This is a genomic window from Calyptranema fuscum S582 (assembly GCF_055793305.1).
Genome location: NZ_JBSLYH010000006.1, coordinates 175565 through 196424 on the forward strand (window position 1 = coordinate 175565; position 20860 = coordinate 196424).

General features: G+C 48.3%; 10 protein-coding genes. 6 read left to right on the top strand and 4 right to left on the bottom strand.

The genetic code is table 11. The features are described from left to right. The first annotated feature begins 182 nt into the window (after positions 1-182). A complete protein-coding gene (locus ACR6Z4_RS06530; protein ID WP_479716426.1) occupies positions 183-1562 on the top strand; it encodes an AAA-like domain-containing protein in 1380 nt (459 codons plus the stop codon). Next, the gene (locus ACR6Z4_RS06535) at positions 1559-3901 is read left to right on the top strand and encodes a CHASE2 domain-containing protein (protein ID WP_479716427.1); all 2343 of its coding nucleotides are present in this window, start codon (positions 1559-1561) and stop codon (positions 3899-3901) included. The genes ACR6Z4_RS06530 and ACR6Z4_RS06535 overlap by 4 nt, the downstream gene beginning before the upstream one ends. A 26-nt stretch (positions 3902-3927) precedes the next feature. On the opposite strand, the gene ACR6Z4_RS06540 is transcribed toward ACR6Z4_RS06535, so the two are convergent. After that, positions 3928-8571, bottom strand: a complete 4644-nt coding sequence (locus tag ACR6Z4_RS06540; protein ID WP_479716428.1) for a PAS domain S-box protein — start codon at positions 8569-8571, stop codon at positions 3928-3930. 557 nt (positions 8572-9128) lie between these two features. Between ACR6Z4_RS06540 and ACR6Z4_RS06545 the strand changes: the two genes are divergently transcribed. Together ACR6Z4_RS06545 and ACR6Z4_RS06550 are read left to right on the top strand one after the other, a co-directional pair. Further along, positions 9129-9950: a DUF928 domain-containing protein gene (locus ACR6Z4_RS06545; RefSeq protein ID WP_479716429.1), complete on the top strand. Its 822-nt coding sequence runs from the start codon at positions 9129-9131 to the stop codon at positions 9948-9950. Between the two features lie 55 nt (positions 9951-10005). Then, complete coding sequence (locus ACR6Z4_RS06550; protein WP_479716430.1) at positions 10006-13344, top strand: CHAT domain-containing protein; 3339 nt, start codon at positions 10006-10008, stop codon at positions 13342-13344. A 192-nt stretch (positions 13345-13536) separates the two neighbouring features. On the opposite strand, the gene ACR6Z4_RS06555 is transcribed toward ACR6Z4_RS06550, so the two are convergent. Further along, entirely contained in the window at positions 13537-14415 is an 879-nt protein-coding gene (locus ACR6Z4_RS06555) for a YwiC-like family protein (RefSeq protein WP_479716431.1), read from the bottom strand. Between the two features lie 388 nt (positions 14416-14803). Between ACR6Z4_RS06555 and ACR6Z4_RS06560 the strand changes: the two genes are divergently transcribed. Both ACR6Z4_RS06560 and ACR6Z4_RS06565 read left to right on the top strand, forming a co-directional pair. Next, the gene (locus tag ACR6Z4_RS06560; RefSeq protein WP_479716432.1) at positions 14804-16636 is read left to right on the top strand and encodes an MASE1 domain-containing protein; all 1833 of its coding nucleotides are present in this window, start codon (positions 14804-14806) and stop codon (positions 16634-16636) included. A gap of 54 nt (positions 16637-16690) precedes the next feature. Next, positions 16691-16903, top strand: a complete 213-nt coding sequence (locus ACR6Z4_RS06565; RefSeq protein WP_479716446.1) for a hypothetical protein — start codon at positions 16691-16693, stop codon at positions 16901-16903. A 201-nt stretch (positions 16904-17104) separates the two neighbouring features. Here the strand turns inward: ACR6Z4_RS06565 and ACR6Z4_RS06570 are convergent, their stop codons facing one another. Both ACR6Z4_RS06570 and ACR6Z4_RS06575 read right to left on the bottom strand, forming a co-directional pair. Next, positions 17105-17620: a hypothetical protein gene (locus ACR6Z4_RS06570; protein ID WP_479716433.1), complete on the bottom strand. Its 516-nt coding sequence runs from the start codon at positions 17618-17620 to the stop codon at positions 17105-17107. An 11-nt stretch (positions 17621-17631) separates the two neighbouring features. Beyond that, a complete protein-coding gene (locus tag ACR6Z4_RS06575) occupies positions 17632-20856 on the bottom strand; it encodes a hybrid sensor histidine kinase/response regulator (protein WP_479716434.1) in 3225 nt (1074 codons plus the stop codon). Between the last annotated feature and the right edge of the window lie 4 nt (positions 20857-20860).

Sequence of the window (20860 nt, forward strand, 5' to 3'; positions counted from 1 at the left end):
GTGATTCAAGAATTGAGTTAAATTCAGGACTATCTCAGCCCTGATGACGCAATTCATTCAGTTCAATTCAGGTTAATTCAGGGTAGGAGTATGTAAGCTGCTATTCAGCAATCCTAAAAATGTCAGTTCTCCAGTTGAACAAGGTATATTAAGGAATGGGTGGGTAATGTTGTCATATCAAAATGTCGTTTGATATTAAAGAAGCTATTGAAGTTGCCAATCAAGTGCTGCTTGCGACGGTAGAGCGGCATCTCACCGATGTGGAGATTTTGGTGTTGGTAGGTTCTTGGGAGCGGGAAGAGTATGATCAGATTGCTGCAAAACATCAGTATGCTACCAGCTATATCAGTCAAGACGTTGCTCCCAAACTTTGGAAACTCTTGTCTGATGCATTAGGTGAAAAAGTTAAAAAAAGCAACTTCAAAGATGCTCTAAAGCGGCGTTGGGAAGAACAGCGGAGCAGCAATACTCAGGTGATTTCACCAAATATTGCTGAATTAACTCCGTCCCAACCTGCTGAACCCCAATTGCAATATGGTGCCTATGGAATTCCTGTTGTCCAGATAGAAAGCGATCGCTATATTGAGCGTCCTCCGATCGAGGCATTGTGCTATGAAACCCTCTTACAACCTGGTTCTTTAATTCGAATTAAAGCTCCGACGCTGATGGGTAAAACGTTTCTGATGAACCGTGTGCTGAGCCAATTGGATGAGCAAAACTATCGCACTGTGAGCTTAAGTTTTGAGTTAGCCGATCGCAAAACCCACTTCACGAATCTAGACAAATTTTTGCGATGGTTTTGTATGAATCTTAGTCGAGAATTAGGGTTGCCCAATTCGCTAGACGACTACTGGGATGAGGCAGGTATGGGCAGTAAGGTCAGTTGTACGACGTATTTAGACGCGTATTTATTGGCAGAGAGCGATCGCCCTTTAATCATTTGTCTCGACGATGTTGATTTACTGTTTCCGCATCCGGAGATTTACGAAGATGTGTTTGGCTTATTTCGTTCTTGGTATGAGAAGGCGCGCAGTCGGCAGAATTGGAAAAAGTTGCGATTGGTGATCGTTCATGCAACCGATGTCTATATCCAACTCAATCTACATCAATCTCCGTTTAATGTTGGCTTACCGATCGAATTACCTGAGTTTAATTTGGAGCAAGGCAAAGCCTTTGCCAAGCGACATGGCTTGACGGAGATGGCGATCGTGGAACCGTTAATGCATTTAGTCGGCGGACATCCGTATTTGCTAGAACAAGCCTTTTCTGATCTTAAACGTCACGTAGATCGATCCCTAGAAAAATTCTTAACGACTGCGCCAACCGATGCGGGAATTTATGCGAATCATTTGCGCCAGATCTGGGTATCTTTGCAACAACAGCCTGCGTTATATATGGCGTTGAAAACGGTGATGCTTGCCAACCGACCGATTCAGCTAGAACCGATTCAAGCCTATCAATTACAGCGCATGGGATTGGTGACATTATCTGGAAATCAGGCGATGTCTCGCTGTGACCTCTATCGGCAATATTTTCAAACCCGTTTGGAAGAGGCGGGATGAGTGTAGAACCGAACGCCAGCGATTTCAATTATCCCTATCAGCCTGGAGGTAGCTTGCCGCCGGATGCGCCCACTTATGTGACGCGACAAGCGGATCACGATCTGTATGATGCATTGTTAGCCGGTGAGTATTGCTACGTTTTAAATGCGCGGCAGATGGGTAAGTCGTCCCTTCGTGTTCGCACGATGGAACGGTTGCGATCGCAGGGAATTGCCTGTGCAGAGATTGAATTGTCTGGTATCGGGAGTCAGCAAATCACTGCATCTCAATGGTATGGCGGCATCATCCAGGAATTGATCAGTGGGTTTGCTTTGCCGATCAATCGACGGGCATGGTTGCAAGATCATGATGATCTGTCGCCTGTGCAACGGTTGGGCGAATTTATTGACCAAGTGTTATTGGTTGAAATCGCTCAATCAGTGGTAATTTTTATTGATGAAATTGATAGTGTGCGGGGTTTGCAGTTTCCAACGGATGAGTTTTTTGCATTGATTCGACACTGTTATGAAACCCGTGCGGTTCGACTCGACTACCGCCGACTTAGCTTCGTTTTATTAGGGGTGGCAACGCCATCTGATTTAATTCAAGATTACCATGTGACACCGTTTAATATTGGTCGAGCCATTGAGTTACAAGGGTTTCAGTTCCACGAAAGTTTGGTGTTGACAACAGGATTAACTGGGAAAGTCACTCATCCCCAGGCTGTGTTGCAAGCTGTGTTGTATTGGACGGGTGGACAACCTTTCTTGACGCAAAAAATATGCTGGATGATTGCCACAATGAACCATTGCATTGCGGCAGGAGAGGAAGACTATTGTATTGCCAAACTTGTGCGATCGCGCTTGATTGACCGTTGGGAAGCTCAGGATGAACCCGAACATTTGCGTACTATTCGCGATCGCATTCTCAAGCACTCGTCTAATGCCGTGGCATTGCTGCGACTCTACCAGCGAATATTACAGCGAGGTCAGATCCGCGCCCATGATAGACCCGAACATTGGGAGTTACGATTGTCGGGCTTGATCAGGAAACAAGGTCGTCATTTCGTGGTCAATAATCCGATTTATCAAGCTGTGTTTAATCCGACCTGGGTGGCAGATGAATTGCACCAACTGCAATCAGACGTAGCCTGGATTCCGATGTGGATTCCGTGTTGTATGAGTTTGGCAGTTGCGGTTGTCGTAGTGGCAGTGCGATCGCTCGGTCTGTTGCAGTCTTTTGAACTGATGGCATTTGATCACTTGATGCGGCAACGTCCGGCAGAACCTGCCGACGATCGCATTTTACTGATCACAATTCGAGAAGCAGATATTCAGTATCAAGATCGACTGGGAATGGAACGTAAGGGAAGTCTGTCGGATCAAGCCCTGGCACACCTGTTGCAAAAACTAGCCCCGTATCACCCTCAAGTCATTGGTTTAGATATCTTTCACGACTTTGCTTTTGCCCCAGATGTGGCTGTTTTGCTCGCGCCCGATCCGCGATTTATGGCTACTTGCGAAATTGCTCAGACGGTTGAACAACCCACCAGCATTGCCGCTCCACCCGGACTTACCAAAGAATGGCTTGGCTTTGCTGACGTTCCTTTAGATGCGGGCCATGTGATTCGTCGTCAATTGTTGGCGATGCCAGCCTCACCCCAATGCCCCACCAGTCAGTCGTTTAGCCTGGGGATTGTGCTGCATTATTTATCTCAAGATCTGCAAAAATCGCCCACCGGAGCCATGCAGATTGCAGACACGGTGGTTCCAAAACTGACGGCTAATGCGGGTGGATATCATCTGCCCCGTCATTGGGTTGCCGGGTATCAAACCTTGATTAATTATCGTGCCACCAATCCTCAACAGGTCTTTCTTCAAGACATTCTCAATGGTTCGCTGGATCAAAATTTATCCACGTTAGTCCGCGATCGCATCATTTTGATTGGTGTGGTTGATGATAAAGATTTACACTTTACACCCTACACCTCAAGTGCTGTCCCCCAAGCTGTCTCGGGTGTGATGATTCATGCTCAGATGATTAGTCAACTGATCAGTGCAGTGTTAGATCAACGACCACTAATCTGGTGGTTGCCAGAGTGGGGAGAGTGGCTCTGGATTGTCAGCTGGTCAATCTTTTCAGGGGGGATGGTAGGGCAATGGCATCGCCGGAAAGGATCTTATAAAAGACCGTATGTCTGGCTTGGATGTATCATCGGGGGTACCTTGCTCAGTCTCTATGGAGTATGCTGGATTGTTTTGCTGACAGGTGGATGGTTGCCGCTGATTCCGTCTGCCTTGACGGTTGTGGTGTCTGGTAGTGCAATACTGGCGATCGCCAATCAGCAAAATCAATCTTAATCATGTACGTAAAGATGATCCTATGGTTACTTGCGGACAAGGGTCATTAAAGCTTGAACTAATTGATCGGGTTCGAGCGGCTTGGTGACCCGTTGTTGATAGCCTGTGCTGATGGCGCGTTGATGATCTTCTTCTCTGGCATAGGCAGTCAGTGCGATCGCTGGTATTTGTCCCCCTTTTTCGGGGGGTAAAGCCCGGATCTGTTTGATTAACGTATAACCATCAACCTCAGGCATCCCAATATCGCTGACTAAGGCATCAGGTTGAAACGACTCTAGCGCATCTAGTACTTCTGCCGCAGATGTAACTGTCAGGACTTCGGCTCCATATTGGGTAAGTAAGATAGTGAGTAGCTCACGGGCATCTGGTTCGTCATCGACTGTGAGGATGCGAACACCTGTGAGATCAAGTTCTTGCTCGGATAATTCATCTGCGTGTCTCTGCTCTAGTTCGGTATCCAATAAGGGCAATGTCACTATAAAGGTTGCGCCTTGCCCTTCACCCAGGCTATAGGCTGCAATGGTGCCTCCATGGGCTTCAACGAGGGATCGAACAATGGCTAACCCTAACCCCAATCCACCATATTTGCGAGTGGTTGATGTATCTTCTTGTTGAAAGGATTCAAACAGGTGGGGTAAGAAGTTGGGGTTGATTCCTTTACCTGTATCGCTGACGGTAATTTGTGCCTGGTTGTCAACTCGGGTGAGTGAAATATCTACTCGTCCGCCGTTAGGGGTGAACTTGATCGCATTAGACAGTAGGTTCCAAACTACCTGCTGAAGTCGGGCTGAGTCGCCCGATACCCGTCCAATCTGAGGCAATATGGGATGCAATAGAATCGATTTGGCAACGGCGGCGGCTCGAACGGTATCCATGGCTGATTCAATCACAAACACCAAATCAACTGGCGCTATTTCCATGCTGAGTTTGCCGCGCAGAATTTTGGCTACATCCAGTAAATCATCAATCAGTTGAGTTTGTAGTTTGGCGTTACGTTCGATCGTCGCCAGAGCTTCAGCAGTTTTCGATTGATCAAATTTGCGGCTTTGTAATAGCTTTGTCCAGCCTAAAATCGGGTTGAGGGGCGATCGCAATTCATGGGATAGAATTGCCAAAAACTCATCTTTCACCCGATTGGCACGTTCGGCTTCGGCTCTTGCCGCTTGCTCTTGCCCTAACAGGCGATCGCGATCAAGCTCCATCTGCTTTTGTGCTTCAATATCCGTTGCTGTGCCAAACCATTTATCAATTTGACCTTGCTCATTGGTTTGAGGAATTGCTTGATGCAGATGCCAGCGATAGACCCCATCTGCCCGTCGCATGCGACCTTCCGCTTGATAGGGGATGCCCTTGCGAACAGACTCTGTCCACAGGTGTGTCATCGTGGGTAAATCGTGAGGATGAATGAGTTGCTCCCAACCTGCTTCATGGACTTGTTCTAGCGTTAAGCCTGTAAAATTTACCCAGCGTTGATTGACATCCAGTAATAGACCTTCGGCGTCAGCTGTCCAAACCAATTGCGGGATCAATTCTGCCAAACAGCGATAGCGTTCTTCACTTTGCAGTAACGCTTCTTCGACTTGTTTGCGATCGTCAATGTCTGTATTGGTGCCAAACCAACAGATAATTTTGCCAGTGGCATCTTTGATCGGGATAGCACGGGATAAAAACCAACGGTATTGCCCATCTTGTCCCCGCAGGGGAAACGTGTCCTCCCATAACTGACCTGTTTCAAAGCAGTGGCGAATGTAGCGAACGACTCGATCGATATGGTCGGGATGATGTACTGTTTGCCAACCCCAGCCCTGCATCTCTTCCAGGGTGGTGCCTGTGTAGTCAAACCAGCGTCGGTTGTACCAAAAGATCCAACCGTTTTCGTCTGCCATCCAGGCAAACTGCGACATATTATCTGCCAGGGTGCGAAAGCGTTCTTCGCTGGCGCGGAGTGCTTCTTCAGACTGTCTGCGTTCTGTAATGTCGCGTGAAGTTGCCAAAAGCTGCGACACTCGCCCTGAGGTATCTAGAATCGGTGTAACGACGACATCCCACCACTTGGGCTTGCCCGTAGCAGTGGGGCTAAAGCCCTGAAATCGCCCTAGTTCACCGGCTTTAGCAGCGGCGATCGCTACTTCTACACGATTGCGATCGTCCTCTTGCCAAAGACTACTCCAATTCGTATTGAGGTAGGGGGTGAAGTCATCGATCTCTAAGAGACAGAGTCCACCCGTATTCATATATAAGAGTCGCCCGTCGAGATCCAATAGTTTGATGCAATCACTACTGCTGTCTAACATCCGGCGTTTAAACTCTTCACTTTGGCGCAATGACTCTTCTGCTTGCTTGCGATCGGTAATATCTAGATTGATGCCACTTAACCGAACAGGCTCACCCTGTTGATTGAACGTAGAGCGACCCAGACCCAAGAGCCAGCGAATACCTAATTGGGGATGAACAATGCGAAATTCAATTTGAAACTCAAGTAAGCGTTGTTCGATAAAGTGCAGGATGTTCAGGCGAACGCGTTCTCGGTCTTCTGGATGGATGGTGTTATACCAAATCTGATACCAATTGGCATGATTTGCTGTGCTAACTCCATACAAATCATAGTTTTCGGGCGACCAGGTGATGTTATCTGTTTCAATATCCCAATCCCACGAACCTGCTTGCGCGCCTGCTAGTGCCAGACGCAATTGTTGTTCGTTTTTGCGCAATTCTTCTTCCGTCTGTTTGCGATCGGTAATATCTCGCCACGTTGCCACAAAACCATCGCCTAGTTTCGCAACACGAATGTCAAATGCCCTGACCAAATGCTGTTTTCCGTAATTGTCTTCGTAAACCTCGCTGTCTTTGACCAGCGATTGCCCGGTTTCGACCACCTGACAATATTCGTAAAATAAACTGCTGCTGCGATGTCCCGGCAACAATTCGCATAGCCCTCGCCCTATTTGCTGTTCATAGGTCATCTGGTTGTTGATGCAGGCTGCCTGGTTGACGTACTCTGTGCGAAAATCGACGATCTGACCGTGTTCATTTCTCACAGCCTGATAGATGCCCAAACAATCCAACATATTTTCAACCGATGCCCGGAAGCGTTCTTCGCTCTCTCGTAGGGCTTGCTCTGTCCGTTTGCGTTCGGTAATATCCATTGAGAAGCCGATCATGCCGACAGGATTTTGCTGTTGATCCTGAAGTAGTGAAAGGGAGAGCAGCAGATCGATCCGATCGCCAGATTTGCATTGGGCAACTGCCTCTACTTCATGCACTCCTTTTGCTTTTAGAGGTGCAATGACCTGATTTTCTAAAAAATCACGACCTTCCAGGGGATAGAGCAACGCCACATGTTGACCCAGTATCTCTTCAGCTGTATAGCCAAAGACCCTCTCTGCGCCCTTATTCCAGCTGGTGATATAGCCATCGAGATCGGTGGATACTACTGAGTCATGGGTTTGGTCGAGCACTTGAGCTTGCAACCACAACTGTTCGTCGATCTGTTTGCGTTCGGTAATATCTTCGGCAATGCCAGCTAGCCGACAAATTTTTCCGGTTCCATCTTTTAAGGGAAAACAGCGATCGCGCACCCAGCGAATGCTGCCATCCTGTAAAACAATTCGGTATTCCTGATCAAATTGACCTGTCGTTGCTTTTTGCTGAAAGGCTAGGGCGATCGCGTCTCGATCGTCTGGGTGAATGTAATTAACCCAGGCATGTAGATTTTGATACAGTTCTTCAGGATCCAATCCCCATAAGCGTTCATAAGCAGGACTAATATAAGAGACGCGGTTGTCGGGCAGCTCTTTGAGCCAAAATACAGCATTAATATTTTCGGCAAGCTGGCGAAAGCGTTCTTCACTCTCTTGCAAGGCTGCCTCTGAACGTTTGCGCTCGGTGATATCGAGATCAATACCTGCCATCCGGATGGGGCGTCCGTCGGGATCATAGAACACTTTTCCCTGGGTCAATGCCCAACGTATGGTGCCATCAGGGTATAAAACCCGAAATTCAAGGCTATAGTTTTCGCCGGTCGCAACGGCATGATCTACCGCTGTCAGGACGCGATCGCGATCGTCTGGATGTAGTCGATCGGAAAACATTTTAAAGGAGCCGTCGAATTCTCCAGGTGCCAGACCGAATAGAGCTTCCAGATTGTTTGACCAGGAAATCTTGCCCGTTTGGATATTCCAGTCCCAGGTGCCTACGCGAGAGGCATCTAGCACCGCCTGTAACCGTTCTTCGCTGGCTCGCAGGGCGTTCTCACTGCGTCGCAATTGTTGCCGTAACTTAACATTTGTGATAGCAGAGTTGAGTGCGACTCGCAGGACTTCAGTATTTAATTGCTCTTTAACTAAATAGTCTTGTGCGCCTGCCTTCATCACTTGAACGGCGATCGCCTCGTTGCCTTGACCTGTCACAATAATGATGGGCAAACAAATTTCTTGGGTCAGGGATTGAAGTCGGGTGAGAAACTCCAGCCCATCCAGGTCAGGTAAACGATAATCCACCACGACCGCATCAGGTCGGTACTGTTCCCACAGGTCAAGACCTTCCTGTCCCATCGATGCTTTCAGAATAGTGTAGGAAAACTCTTGATCCCGCAATAAGTAACGTCGATACAGTTCCTGGTCTTCTGGAGAGTCATCGACAATGAGGAGGGATCGCGTGGTTCGAGTCATGATCAATATTCTGAGCGATATTCTGGGCAGTTGAGCATCTGTCTGGTTATTTAGTCTGCAATTAATTTTTGAGACCGTGATGGCGGAGCCGTCGCAAAAACAATGACAGGCTCATGGATCTATCATCCTGAGGATGGTTTCTATATCAAAATACTAATTTACCAGACTCTGAATATTGGTTGGAAATGAGCAAAATCAGCATGACCCGAAAGGATGTTTAAACAGTCTTATCGGTGGGTCGTAAATTGGTCAGACGCCCCTGAATCCTTGTGCATTCGCGTCACTGCGCTAGAAAAAAAGAGACCTTTAGATTGGGGTATTGGGTAATGATTTTTTGTAGTGCAGGCAACGCCCGCGCCACAAAAAATCATTACCTTTTCATATAGCAATCCTATTTGATCTGTGAAAATGATTCGGTGTGAAAGCGCCCGCCCGAAGGGCGGGCGCTTTCACACCGGATTTAGGATCGCTATAATTACATCGATGATCTGGAATCTATCCTATTTTTCCTGAAGTCATTAACCTGGCATTCAGCTCTCCGAGGACGTATCCCAGTTATGACGAGGACAACCCGTTTTCCTAACATAGGGTTCATGGCAGGAATGCTGCTACCAATACTTTTGTATGCCCCACAAGCGCAAGCCTTGCCCACGGTTCATTCGGCTTCTCGTTTGAACTCAAACCCTGAATTTTTGTCACCGAAAGAATTTGTGTTTAATGCTTCATCTGACGATTTTGCTGGAGATGAACGACCGGGCAGTCGAACGTCTGGTGGGTCGCGCGGTCCGTGTCTCGATCAACTGATTGCCCTTGTTCCGGGAACTGAACCAATTCTACCGGGAGAAACAGCGTGTGAAGCGCCATCTCGTTCCCTACCCACTCGAACCGTAGACGATACGCCGACTTTCTGGTTTTATGTGCCTGCATTATCTCTATCTCGTTCTCCATCTAGCATAAGTGCAGAATTTGTTTTGCTGGATAAAGACGGGCAGATTCTCGATACTCAATCCATTTCATTGACCGAAACTCCTGGAATTGTTGCAGTTCACCTGACGCAACCCTTAGATCTGAATCAATCTTATCAATGGGTTTTTTCTGTGCTGATCAATGCCCGTAATCCGTCCCAAAATCCTGTGGTTGACGGGTGGGTGCGGCGAGTAGCAATTGATGAAACTTTAAATCATGATTTATCGCAAGTATCTTCTGGCATAGATCGAGTTACGATTTATGCCAGTCATGGGATTTGGCAGGATGCGTTGACCGATTTAGCAACGCTTCGTCAGGCGGAACCCGATAATCCGGCTCTGCTAACGGATTGGTATGATTTACTGGGTGCCGTTGGGTTAGACGCGATCGCCACTGCACCTTTTTTAGATTGAGTTACAATCCATGAAATTTCTCAATCGATATACTTCATCTCTCGGTTGCTTGGGCATGATGTCTATCTCGCTGCTTGTCAGCAGACCTGTATGGGCACAAGATGCACGTCCCTCCGTCCAACCTGCGACAGTGCCACTCCTGGAAGTTCGGGGCGTTTTAGAACCCGGAGACCCCCTGCTGTCTGATGGGAGCTTATATGATGAATATTCCTTTGAAGGACAGGCAGGACAATCTATTACTATCGTTTTGGAAAGTCTAGAGTTTGATACCTATTTGATCTTGAGGGATGCTCAGGGTCAAACCTTGGGTCAGAATGACGACTTTGATCAAGATAATCTCAACTCTGCTTTAACCATTACATTGCCGCAAAATGGGGTGTACCGGGTCCTGGTCAATGCGTATGCTGAGGCGCAAGGGCGTTATACGCTTGCTGTTCGCCCCACACCAGCCGGACAAACTCAGCCTCAATTTAGCGATCGCATTCTGCAACAGGTAGAAGCCAATCGATTGTTGGCTCAGGGAACCCAATACTATTCAACTAGCCGATTGCACGATGCATTGCAGGTGTTTCAGCAAGCATTGCTCATTTATCAAGACATTGGCGATCGCGCTGGTGAGGCAAATACCCTGGGTAATATGGGGTTGATGCATGGTTATCTGGGTGACTATTCCACGGCATTGGGCTATCATCGACGCGCTTTGCGTATCACCCGACACATTGGCGATCGCGAAGGTGAAAGCATTGTGCTGAATAATATGGGTTTAGTGTACGATGGCCTGGGCAATTATCCCCAAGCACTGGATGCCTATCAACAAGCACTCAATATCAGTCGAGACATAGGCGATTCTCAAGGAGACAGGTTATACCTGCGGGCGGGTGAAAGAACGACACTGGCTAACATGGGCTCAATCTACAGCGCTTTAGGCAATTATCCTGGTGCTCTGGATGTTTATCAACAATCACTGAGCATCAGTCGAGACATAGGCGATCCGGTGGGCGAAGCGACGGCTCTAAATAATATTGGGACGGTTTACATCTATTTAGGAAATTATTCGGGTGCGCTCGATAGCTGTCAACAAGCGTTGAGGATCAGTCAAGAGATTGGCGATCGCATGGGTGTCGGGTCGGCGCTAAATAATATAGGGTCGATCCATAGCAAATTGGGTGATTATCCTACTGCTTTAGACTACTATCAGCAAGCTTTGCGCATTCATCAAGATATTGGCAATCGTGCTGACGAAGGGAAGACCCTGAGTAATATTGGGCAACTCTATGACTATTTGGGTAACTATGCCGATGCTCTCGATACCTATCAACAAGCGTTGACCATCAGCCGAGACATTGGCGATCGCGCTGAAGAAGGGATCATACTCGGTAACATGGGCGTTGTGTACGATAATTTAGGAAATTATCGGCAAGCTTTGGATTACGATCACCAATCACTTGCTATCAGCCGAGACATTGGCGATCGCGATGGTGAAGCAGTGACGCTCAATCATATTGGGTTGCTCTACTATTATTTAGGTGACTATACCAGGGCACTTGACTATTGCCAGCAATCTTTGAGGATTCGTCGAGCCATTGGCGATCGTTCGGGCGAAGGCATAACGCTTGGTAATATCGGAGGAATTTACAGAAGTCTAGAAGACTATCCTAATGCCCTTGATTACTATCGACAATCGCTGAGGACGAGTCAAGACATTGGCGATCGCGCTAGCCAAGCAAGAACCCTGAATAATATTGGAGTAGCTCACCATGAATTGGGGAATAACCCTGAAGCCATCGAGTCTTATCAACAATCGCTAAGAATGAGTCGAGAAATTGGCGATCGCGCCAATGAAGCAACCACGTTAGATAATCTCGGATCTCTCCTGGCTGACCGCAATCAACCAGAATTAGCGATCGTCTTCCTTAAACAATCGGTCAATTTGTGGGAAGGGATTCGCAACGAATTGCAGGTCTTACCAGATGATCAGCAAGCATTGTTTACCGCAACCGTTTCAGATACCTATCGCTACTTAGCTGATTTATTATTGCAACAAGACCGAGTCTTGGAGGCGCAACAAGTACTGGATCTGCTGAAAATTCAGGAGTTACAAAACTATCTTCGAGATCTGCGTGGCAATGCTCAAACTGTTCAAGGATTAGACTTTTGGCAACCTGAACACGACATTATAACGTTGTATAATGCGTCTCTCCAGCAAGGAGAAAACTTCAATCAATTCGTTCACCAGGTCGAAGTAGAAGCGCAGGTTGTTCAGCTTCGGCGCACTGCCCGAGGACAGAATCTAAACCCCGAACAGCTTGCCAGTTTACAAACTCATTTACAACACTTAGAACAACCCGCTGTCATTCTTTATCCCCTCATCTTAGACGATCGCCTAGAGCTGATTTTAGTCGCCCCCAGCGGTGAACCGATCCGTCGCACTGTCCAGATCAATCGAGAACAATTGAATGCTGCCTTAGCTGCATTATTGCCCAATCTTGAAAACCGTAGCCGCAATGCCAAACCTCAAGCCCAACAGCTTTATGAATGGTTAATTCAACCGCTTGAAGCAGACCTGGAAAATATAGGGGCGACGACTATTCTCTATGCTGCCGATGGGCAGTTGCGCTATCTACCACTAGGGGCGTTATATGACGGTAACCAGTGGCTCATTCAACGTTTTCGGATTAATAACATTACGGCAGCTTCTTTAATGGACTTTAGCTCTTCAGCAGATGCGCCTTTACGAGTTTTAGCGGGCGCTTTTAGTGATAGTACGCTCAATTATCAGTTTCGGGTGGGCACAGAAGAATTTGCCTTCAGTGGGTTGCCCCATGCCGGTATTGAAGTTGCTACTATTGCTGCCGAAGTGCCTGATACTACTCAGTTGCTGAATCATGCCTTTAGCCGAGTCGCTGTTGAATCCCAAATGTCTGACTATTCGATTGTTCATTTAGCGACCCATGCAGAGTTTGTTCCGGGTACGCCCGACGCGTCGTTTATTTTGTTTGGTAATGGCGATCGCGTTACCTTACGAGATGTTGGCTCCTGGAAAATTTCGGATGTTGATCTGGTGGTGCTGAGTGCCTGCCAAACAGCGGTTAGCGGTCTAGGCAATGGTGAAGAAATACTAGGGTTTGGTTATCAAGTGCAGCGTACTGGCGCACGAGCGGCGATCGCTTCTCTCTGGTATGTTAACGACGCCAGCACCCAGGCTTTGATGACGGCTTTCTATGCTGCGTTAGGGCAAGGAATGAGTGAAGCAGAAGCACTCCGACAGGCACAGATTGCTTTAATTACAGGTGATTTCAGTATTCTGAATTTGCCTCCAGAGGCTATGCCAACGGATTCCATTAGTCACCCCTATTACTGGGCACCCTTTATTTTGATTGGCAATGGACTGTAATATTGTCTGAAACAGCTGTTGTGATACCAATTTAAACAGACTGCACGGCACATTGATCTCCTGTAAGGGCGCATTGCAATGCGCCCCTACGGGATCTGGTGAAAGCGCTAATTAATTGGTATGAGAGAGCCGCGCTCCGCGCGGCTCTCTCACAACAGGAAATTGCTATAGATTGAGTTTGGTAATTAAATTTTACCAATGAGCTGGCAGTAGAGAGACCGCTGTAATAGACAAAAACATCAGCGCGGCAAGGGTTTCCAGAAGTGCTACATTTTGAATTGGGGTGGTTTTATACCATTCTCGCCTTGCCAAAATCAAACCAAATTTTAGTAACACAATGCTAAAGGCGAATGCCGTAACAGGGGCAAGCCAACCCCAATACCAAAGGCCCCCAATGATTAGACTGGCGATCGCATGATAGATTAAACCCGGAACAATAGATTCTGTCTTGGGTTTACGAAGTTTTACTGTAAATATGGCACTGCTGAAAAACAGCATATTCAACAGCCACAATCCCAACACAGGAACTGTCAGTGTTTCAGTTGTGGCAACGTAGGCAAACGGTGCTGCTAAACAAACCGCAGCAAAGGTTAGCAGTTCATTGAGTACCGATTTTTGGTTGCGGTAAAAAACGGAGACGGCATCGACTGTAAAAGCGACGATCGCCCCCAGATATAACCATAGCAGGGGTGATGGCGGAGAGAGTGATGATAGGGTAGACACACTGTGCGATCGCAGATATAGATAACCCGCAAGACCCAGAGATAATCCTGCATAGAGGCTACCCCAGACAATAAACCGAGGCTTCCAACTCCGTCGCTGTTTGATTTGCAAGACTAGCGGGTGTTCTGCCTGAAACCCTGCGAACGCACAAATAAAAGCCAGAGTCGTCGCCCATGTCCACTGCTGTGCTGCGGCTGCGCCCGTTAGAAATGAAACGATCAGCACCACATAAACCCCATGTTCGGGCGAAAGGGTAGGGCGATGCCATGCCGGAGCGCGGGAAGAGACGTTTACTGGGGTTTGAGTCGTAGACTTGTCTGAGACTGAATGGGAATGAGAAAGGGACATGGGAGTAACAAGTTCTTGTTTTGTCTTTCCCAGCAACGAATTTACCCCAAAAGGGATCGACCGGGTAAGATATGCTATTTCGGCAAAAAATTGCCCGTGGATTAAAAATATGTTGATTTTCAATCTTAGCTTGGGAACTATGCTAGCAGTAGAGTGATGTCAAGCGATCAGCATAAGAGTTTTATGTTCATTCCTTAAATTTTGCTTAAACATAGGGTTAACAAAACAAATGCTGGCGCAATGTTCTGTAACCGTCCATTTGCAAAGGATGGAGTACACTTACGTCTCTCTTTAGAATCTGTAGTGAAACTTTAGAGAATTAATAGTCAGCGGCAGCTTTCTACAGCAAGGTTCAACCCGTTCAATCGCTACACATATTAGAGACAAGATGCAACAAAGCAAAATGTTAAGGAAGTTTCATCTCCCGATCGATGTTCGGGCAATTTTGTTAGCGACGCTGATCATACTGCCTGTTCACTTTGCCCTGGTTCAAGTCTCTGGCATGTTTGCTTTCGAAGATGGTACGTCTTCGATCTGGCCTTCAACCAGCGTTTTCTTGACAGCATTCCTACTATTTGGTCAACGAATTTGGCCGGCAATTTGGCTCAGTGACTTTATTGTGCTGCGGACGCTCTACTACGACAATACGCTGGTTAGCATTATCGTAGCCTTGCTTGACCTGAGCGATCCACTGATTATTAGCTGGTTGATCCTGCGACTGATTAAGCAACGCTATCCCCTTGACCGGGTTCAGGATGTAATCAAATTTGTTGTGTTACTGGTTCCCTATCCGCTTTTGAGTGCTGCCGTTGCAGTAACAACAACTTGTTGGGCAGGGTTTACACCCTGGGAGAATTGGGGATTAGTCTGGAGGATTTGGTTTACTGGCAACATTGTTAGCATGTTGACAGTGACCCCTATGCTGTTGGCATGGTTGCGACGCTCCAAACCAAAACTTAGCTTTTCGCGATCGCATATTGGCGAACTGTTGCTAGTATTACTCTTTCTTCTGGGAATAGGATACACCTCATTTTGGGGTGGCAATCCGATTGAGTATATGCTGATCTTGCCCTTGTTGTGGGCAGCGCTACGGTTTGATCAGCGTGAGTCTACCGTAGTTATTTTGCTCATTGATGCGATCGCCGTTGTAGGAACTTCGCGTGGGTTCGGACCGTTTGCGAGAAGTTCTGCGGCTGAATCAGTGATGCTATTACAGTCATTTATCAGTGCGTTGACGGTTGCCACTCTAATTCTTTCAGCCGCAGTAGCAGAAAATCGTGCTGCTGCCAGTGAATTGAAACGGGCTAATGAGAAATTAGAACAGCGTGTAGAAGAGCGTACATTTGAGCTAAAGGAGTCGCTCCAACAGCTCCAGCGTACTCAAACTCATCTGGTTCAACAAGAAAAAATGTCGAGCTTAGGGCAATTGGTTGCAGGGGTTGCCCATGAAATTAATAATCCAGTGAACTTTATCTATGGCAATCTTAACCATGTGCAAAGCTATGCGAAAGATTTATTAGAGTATTTACAGCTTCATAGCAAATATTATCCTGAACCTGTGCCAGAAATTAGGGCGAAAGCTGACATGATTGATCTGGAGTTTTTGCAGGAAGATCTGTTGAAAATTCTGGATTCTATGCGAGTTGGCACCGATCGCATTCGTCAAATTGTGTTGTCGCTTCGTAATTTTTCCCGGATTGATGAAGCTGAGTTTAAAGCAGTTGATATCCATGAAGGCATCGAAAGTACGCTGTTGATTCTACAACATCGGTTGAAGGCTCAGGTGGGGCAGTCTGCTATTGAAGTGATCAAAAAATACGCAACGTTGCCGCTGGTAGAGTGCTATCCTGGGCAGCTCAATCAGGTTTTGATGAATATTTTAGCGAATGCGATCGATGCTCTGGAGGAGGAAAGACCGACCCGTATTCAGGAAAATCTAGAAAATCAAACCAAGCCGACTATAACAATTCGGACATCAATGATTGATGCACGATGGGTAGAAATTGCGATCGCAGATAATGGATCGGGTATTCCTGTAGAGGTGCAACAACACATTTTTGATCCATTTTTCACAACGAAGGGGGTGGGAAAGGGAACGGGGATGGGGATGTCGATTAGCTACCAGATTATCAAGGAAAAACACGGGGGTAAGTTAGAGTGCAGGTCTGTTTATGGTGAGGGGAGTGAATTTGTGATAGTGATACCAGTCCATCACAGCTAGCGCCCTGGTCAACGGAGGAAACGATTGCGGATGTGAAGGGTTGGATAGAAGCCTGTGGAAATGCCCCCTGTTGCGATCGCAGAAATTGAGCGAATGATTCCTGCTTCTGTTTTCCAGAAGTTGAATTTACCCTTTTCAGAAATCGAAAGCCTCGTTCATCGCCCTGTTGCCCTTTGTATTCTTGCAGTGCCTGTTGTTCACTCAATTCCTCAAAAACTGGGTGCTTGTCATGCACACCTGAATGGGATTGTGCCGAGACATGTGTAATTTTGTGCCATGAAACTCTGTAACGCTTATACGACTGAGATTGTAGCTAACAGCTAGGCTCGACGTTTCTATCTTGATTGACTGCGATTACAGCAACCGCAGAGAAGTCAATTAGGCATCAGCAAAAGCTATCAACGATGCCTAATTTTGGCAAATGGTCCTTTTTTACACGAATCGTTGCCATACCCCATCATCTGAAATTCAACTGATCACCAAGCTCAAAACTGCGTCTAAATTCAGCAGGAGCACAGCCCCTAATTGAGGGACGGTGAGCCCATGACTGGCAATCCCCTGAATAGCGTTGTAATAGTTGGGCGGTAAAGCATGAGCTTCGGCAAGGGGGATATCCAGCAAGGTGGGGAGATGGTTGACTGGAATACCAACCATAGCTGTTTCTACCGCCGCAATCACTAGAAACGGTGGGTTTGACGGTGATGTGATCTGGGCAGACGGATGTTGGACATCCTGGTAATCGCGATGAACATTGACCAACACCGGATGCAGATTCAAGATTGCTAGGGGATGCGTCCCCAGATAGGCGAGAGTTTCCGATAGACCATGCGGATTCAGAACGGATTTGTGCACAACCCGCAGCAGGGCAGTAGAGGGGAGTGCCAGCCATTGTCCGGCAATCTGAAAGGCGATCGCCGGACAGGATGGTGAGTGGGTCTCCTGAGACATAACTGGTAGAGATGGCGATGGTATCAGCGTAGACATGAATAAACCTGCTAACGGTTGGGGTAGATGGCGATGGCTAAATCCATCGATTCAGATGCCCTCTTGAGCGGGCTTGATGGATGAATCAGCGACTCCAGAATCGGCAGGAGTTCTTGTGCTGAGGATGGCTTATTAATAAAGGCACTGGCTCCCAAATTGGCGGCAAACTGGCGATATTTATTGCCGCTGCGGGAGGTCAGCATGACGACAGGAATGGTTTGTAAGGTCGGTGTTTTGCGCAACTCGCTGAGAAATTCAAAGCCACTCATACGCGGCATTTCAATGTCAGAAATAATCAGATCAATGTGGGGATCTTGCTGTAGGAAGGCAAATGCCTCCAGACCATCACCTGCCTGGGAAACCCGGTAGCCCTGTTCCTGGAGAGTTCGGGCGAGGCGATGCCGAACCGTCAGTGAATCTTCGATCAACAGGATATGACTAGGGGGTGGGGAGGCGACGGGCAGAGGCGCGGGAGTTGTACTTCCGCCGACCAGTTCGATCGGATCGGGCGAGGCGATGTGCGATCGCTGGAGCAGCACCGGGTCAATCACCAGAGCCATTTGCTGATCGTTTAGAACACTACAGCCATAGACATAGGGAGGAGGGGCGATCGCGGTTCCCAAGGGGCGAATCACCAACTCCTGTTCTCCCATAACCTGATCCACTAGCAACCCCCACAGACCCGTCGCTGCTTGCAGCAAAATGATCGGCGTGGGTTGGGCAGATTGATCCACAGGAGTGGGGGGCAACGAGTCATTCAGCAACCGTGATAGGGAATGTACGGGAACCATCTGTTCTCCCTGCTCCGTTTGCCAGCGCAGGATCATCTGCTGTCTACTGGAGTGAGTGAACTGATCCGGTTGCGGTAAAATCACCTGCTGAATGGTATTGATTGGTAACGCATAGGACATTCCCTGATGTTGACAGATCAGGAGTCGGGTAATAGAGAAAGACAGGGGCAGAGAAAGGGTAAAGAGCGTTCCCTGACCGGGAGTAGAACTGACGTGAATCGTCCCTTTAAGAGCCTGTATTTCAGCCCGTACCAAATCCAGGCCAACTCCCCGACCCGATAGCTCGTTAACCTGACTAGCAGTCGAGAAACCCGATTGAAACAAAAATTTTGCTAACTGCTCGTTGGACATGCCCTGAGCAGTTTCCGCGCTGACCAGCCCCAAGGCGATCGCTTTTTCGGCAACCCGCTGCCAGTCAATACCCTGCCCATCATCGCGGACTTCGATCAACGTGCGGTTGCCCTGATGGTAGGCGTGGATCTGAATCTGTCCCGTGGCGGGTTTGCCTTTGGCTTGTCGCAGGGCAGGTGATTCAATCCCGTGATCAAAGGCATTCCGCACCAGATGCAGCAGCGGACTGTAAAGCCGTTCTGCGATCGCCTTATCTACTAACACCGACATCCCACTTAACGACATTTCGACTGGTTTGGCATGGGCTGTTGCTAACTGTTGTAGAACCCGTGGCAACCGATTCAAGGTTTCGCTGAGGGGCTGCATACGGGCAGTCGTCAGATCATCCTGAATGCTGGTCAGCAGTCGTTTCTGGGTTTCTCGCGACTGTCTCGCCTGCCGAATTTGGCTTCCCAGGCTTTCTCCCACCATCTCGATCTGAACCAGATCATTGATCGCAGACTTCACCAGCCTGTGAAAATCCGTATACCGATCCATCTCCAGGGCATCAAAGCCTGCCATGACTTCCGGCAGCAACGGTTGGGCTGAAGCCGTATTGATTGCCAGCGTCCAATCAGACCAGCCTTGCAGACTGCTGAGGGTTCGTTTATGATTCTGCAAATGCATCAGCAGTTCCTGAACCGCCACGCGAAACTGATCGTCCTCCATGGCCTGCTGGTTTTGATTGATCAGCAGTTCTCCCGTCAGGTAATCTAACCGTTCGAGTTGCCCCAGGTTAACGCGCACAACCGGGGTCGGTGCAGGAGCAAGAGTCTGGGGACGGTCGGTTGCCAATGATGGGGAAAGCGGTGGTGTAGCCAGAGGAGCCTGGTTCGTTGGAGCAGGTGAAGTCAGGAGACCGTCAGAAAGCAGGTCGGGGTTGGGGGCGATCGGGCTTTCCAGCATGACATCAGAAATGGAACGATCAGTCAGGGGCAGCGTGGCGGCTGCCGGAACAGGGGGCAGGTCGAGTTCCGCTGCAACCCAAAACGGATCGGGATCGAGCGTTGGGGCTAGAGGAATAGGGGTTGGGGTCGTTTGAATCTGATCAAAGAAGGCATCCAGATTGTCATCGAGCGGGGGAGATGCGGCAGGCAGATCTGGCAGTGGAGAAGCATCGGAAGGTGCTGCGTGAAAATTTAACTCCATAAAGAGAAAGTTCTTCAGCCGTTGCATCAAATATTTAGGTCTTTTTTCTGGAAGCGGTTGGTTTGATGGCAAATCCTCAGACGGCTGATGCTGCCCATTCTGCTGCCCCAAGTCCGTTTGCTCCCGCCAGACAAACTGTTGCAGAGCAGCGGAAGGTGAACCTCCCTGGCTGCGATCGCCTGCCAGAACGGCTGCCTGCCCCCGACGAAAATCTGCAATGGCCAGGGGAGCAATCTGAGAGATTTGATCGGGATGGGCCACCAGTGCCGCCAGGGTAGTCTGGGCGATCGCACCAAACCCTGCCAGTTGCAGAGATTCTGCCAGCCCCAGAAACACCTCTGCTTCGGTTTGTAGTTGGGTTGCCAGGGTGGTGAATTGAGCTTGAACTAATTCTTGTTCCAGGGCTTGCAAACGTTGCTCTACACCCGTTTCAAACATCGATTGCACCATATCAAACCCCAATTCAGCCGCAGTGGGAATGGGGGTCTCCTGCTCAAACAGATCGCCCAGTTTGTCTTGCAGTTGGGACAGAACGGTAGCAGTGCGTTCCAACACGTCTGCGTCATCCACGGTGCCATCGGCAAATTCTGCCACTAGCGGCGATCGCAAACACTCGTATGCCTGGAATAACAGCGATTCAATCTCTGCATCAATGACAACGTCCGGGTTATACAGCACCCTGAACACATCTTCCAGAACGTGGGCAACCGATTTCACCGTCTCTAACTGAATACTGGCAGCCGTGCCTTTGAGGGTATGGGCTGCTCGCATCAGACGATGCACACGGGCAGTTGTACGATCCTGTTTTAAGTGAAACAATTCCTGCTCGATCGTCTGGAGCAGATCGCTGGCCTCAGTCCGGAAGTTGGCATAGTCTTCCGGCTGAACAGTAGATGGAATGAACATAATC

What these genes read in the sequence shown, in the direction of transcription:
- ACR6Z4_RS06570 (WP_479716433.1), bottom strand. Translation starts at nt 17,620, where the DNA reads ATGTCTACGCTGATACCATCGCCATCTCTACCAGTTATGTCTCAGGAG.
- ACR6Z4_RS06540 (WP_479716428.1), bottom strand. Translation starts at nt 8,571, where the DNA reads ATGACTCGAACCACGCGATCCCTCCTCATTGTCGATGACTCTCCAGAA.
- ACR6Z4_RS06560 (WP_479716432.1), top strand. Translation starts at nt 14,804, where the DNA reads ATGCAACAAAGCAAAATGTTAAGGAAGTTTCATCTCCCGATCGATGTT.
- ACR6Z4_RS06550 (WP_479716430.1), top strand. Translation starts at nt 10,006, where the DNA reads ATGATGTCTATCTCGCTGCTTGTCAGCAGACCTGTATGGGCACAAGAT.
- ACR6Z4_RS06545 (WP_479716429.1), top strand. Translation starts at nt 9,129, where the DNA reads ATGACGAGGACAACCCGTTTTCCTAACATAGGGTTCATGGCAGGAATG.
- ACR6Z4_RS06535 (WP_479716427.1), top strand. Translation starts at nt 1,559, where the DNA reads ATGAGTGTAGAACCGAACGCCAGCGATTTCAATTATCCCTATCAGCCT.
- ACR6Z4_RS06530 (WP_479716426.1), top strand. Translation starts at nt 183, where the DNA reads ATGTCGTTTGATATTAAAGAAGCTATTGAAGTTGCCAATCAAGTGCTG.
- ACR6Z4_RS06575 (WP_479716434.1), bottom strand. Translation starts at nt 20,856, where the DNA reads ATGTTCATTCCATCTACTGTTCAGCCGGAAGACTATGCCAACTTCCGG.
- ACR6Z4_RS06555 (WP_479716431.1), bottom strand. Translation starts at nt 14,415, where the DNA reads ATGTCCCTTTCTCATTCCCATTCAGTCTCAGACAAGTCTACGACTCAA.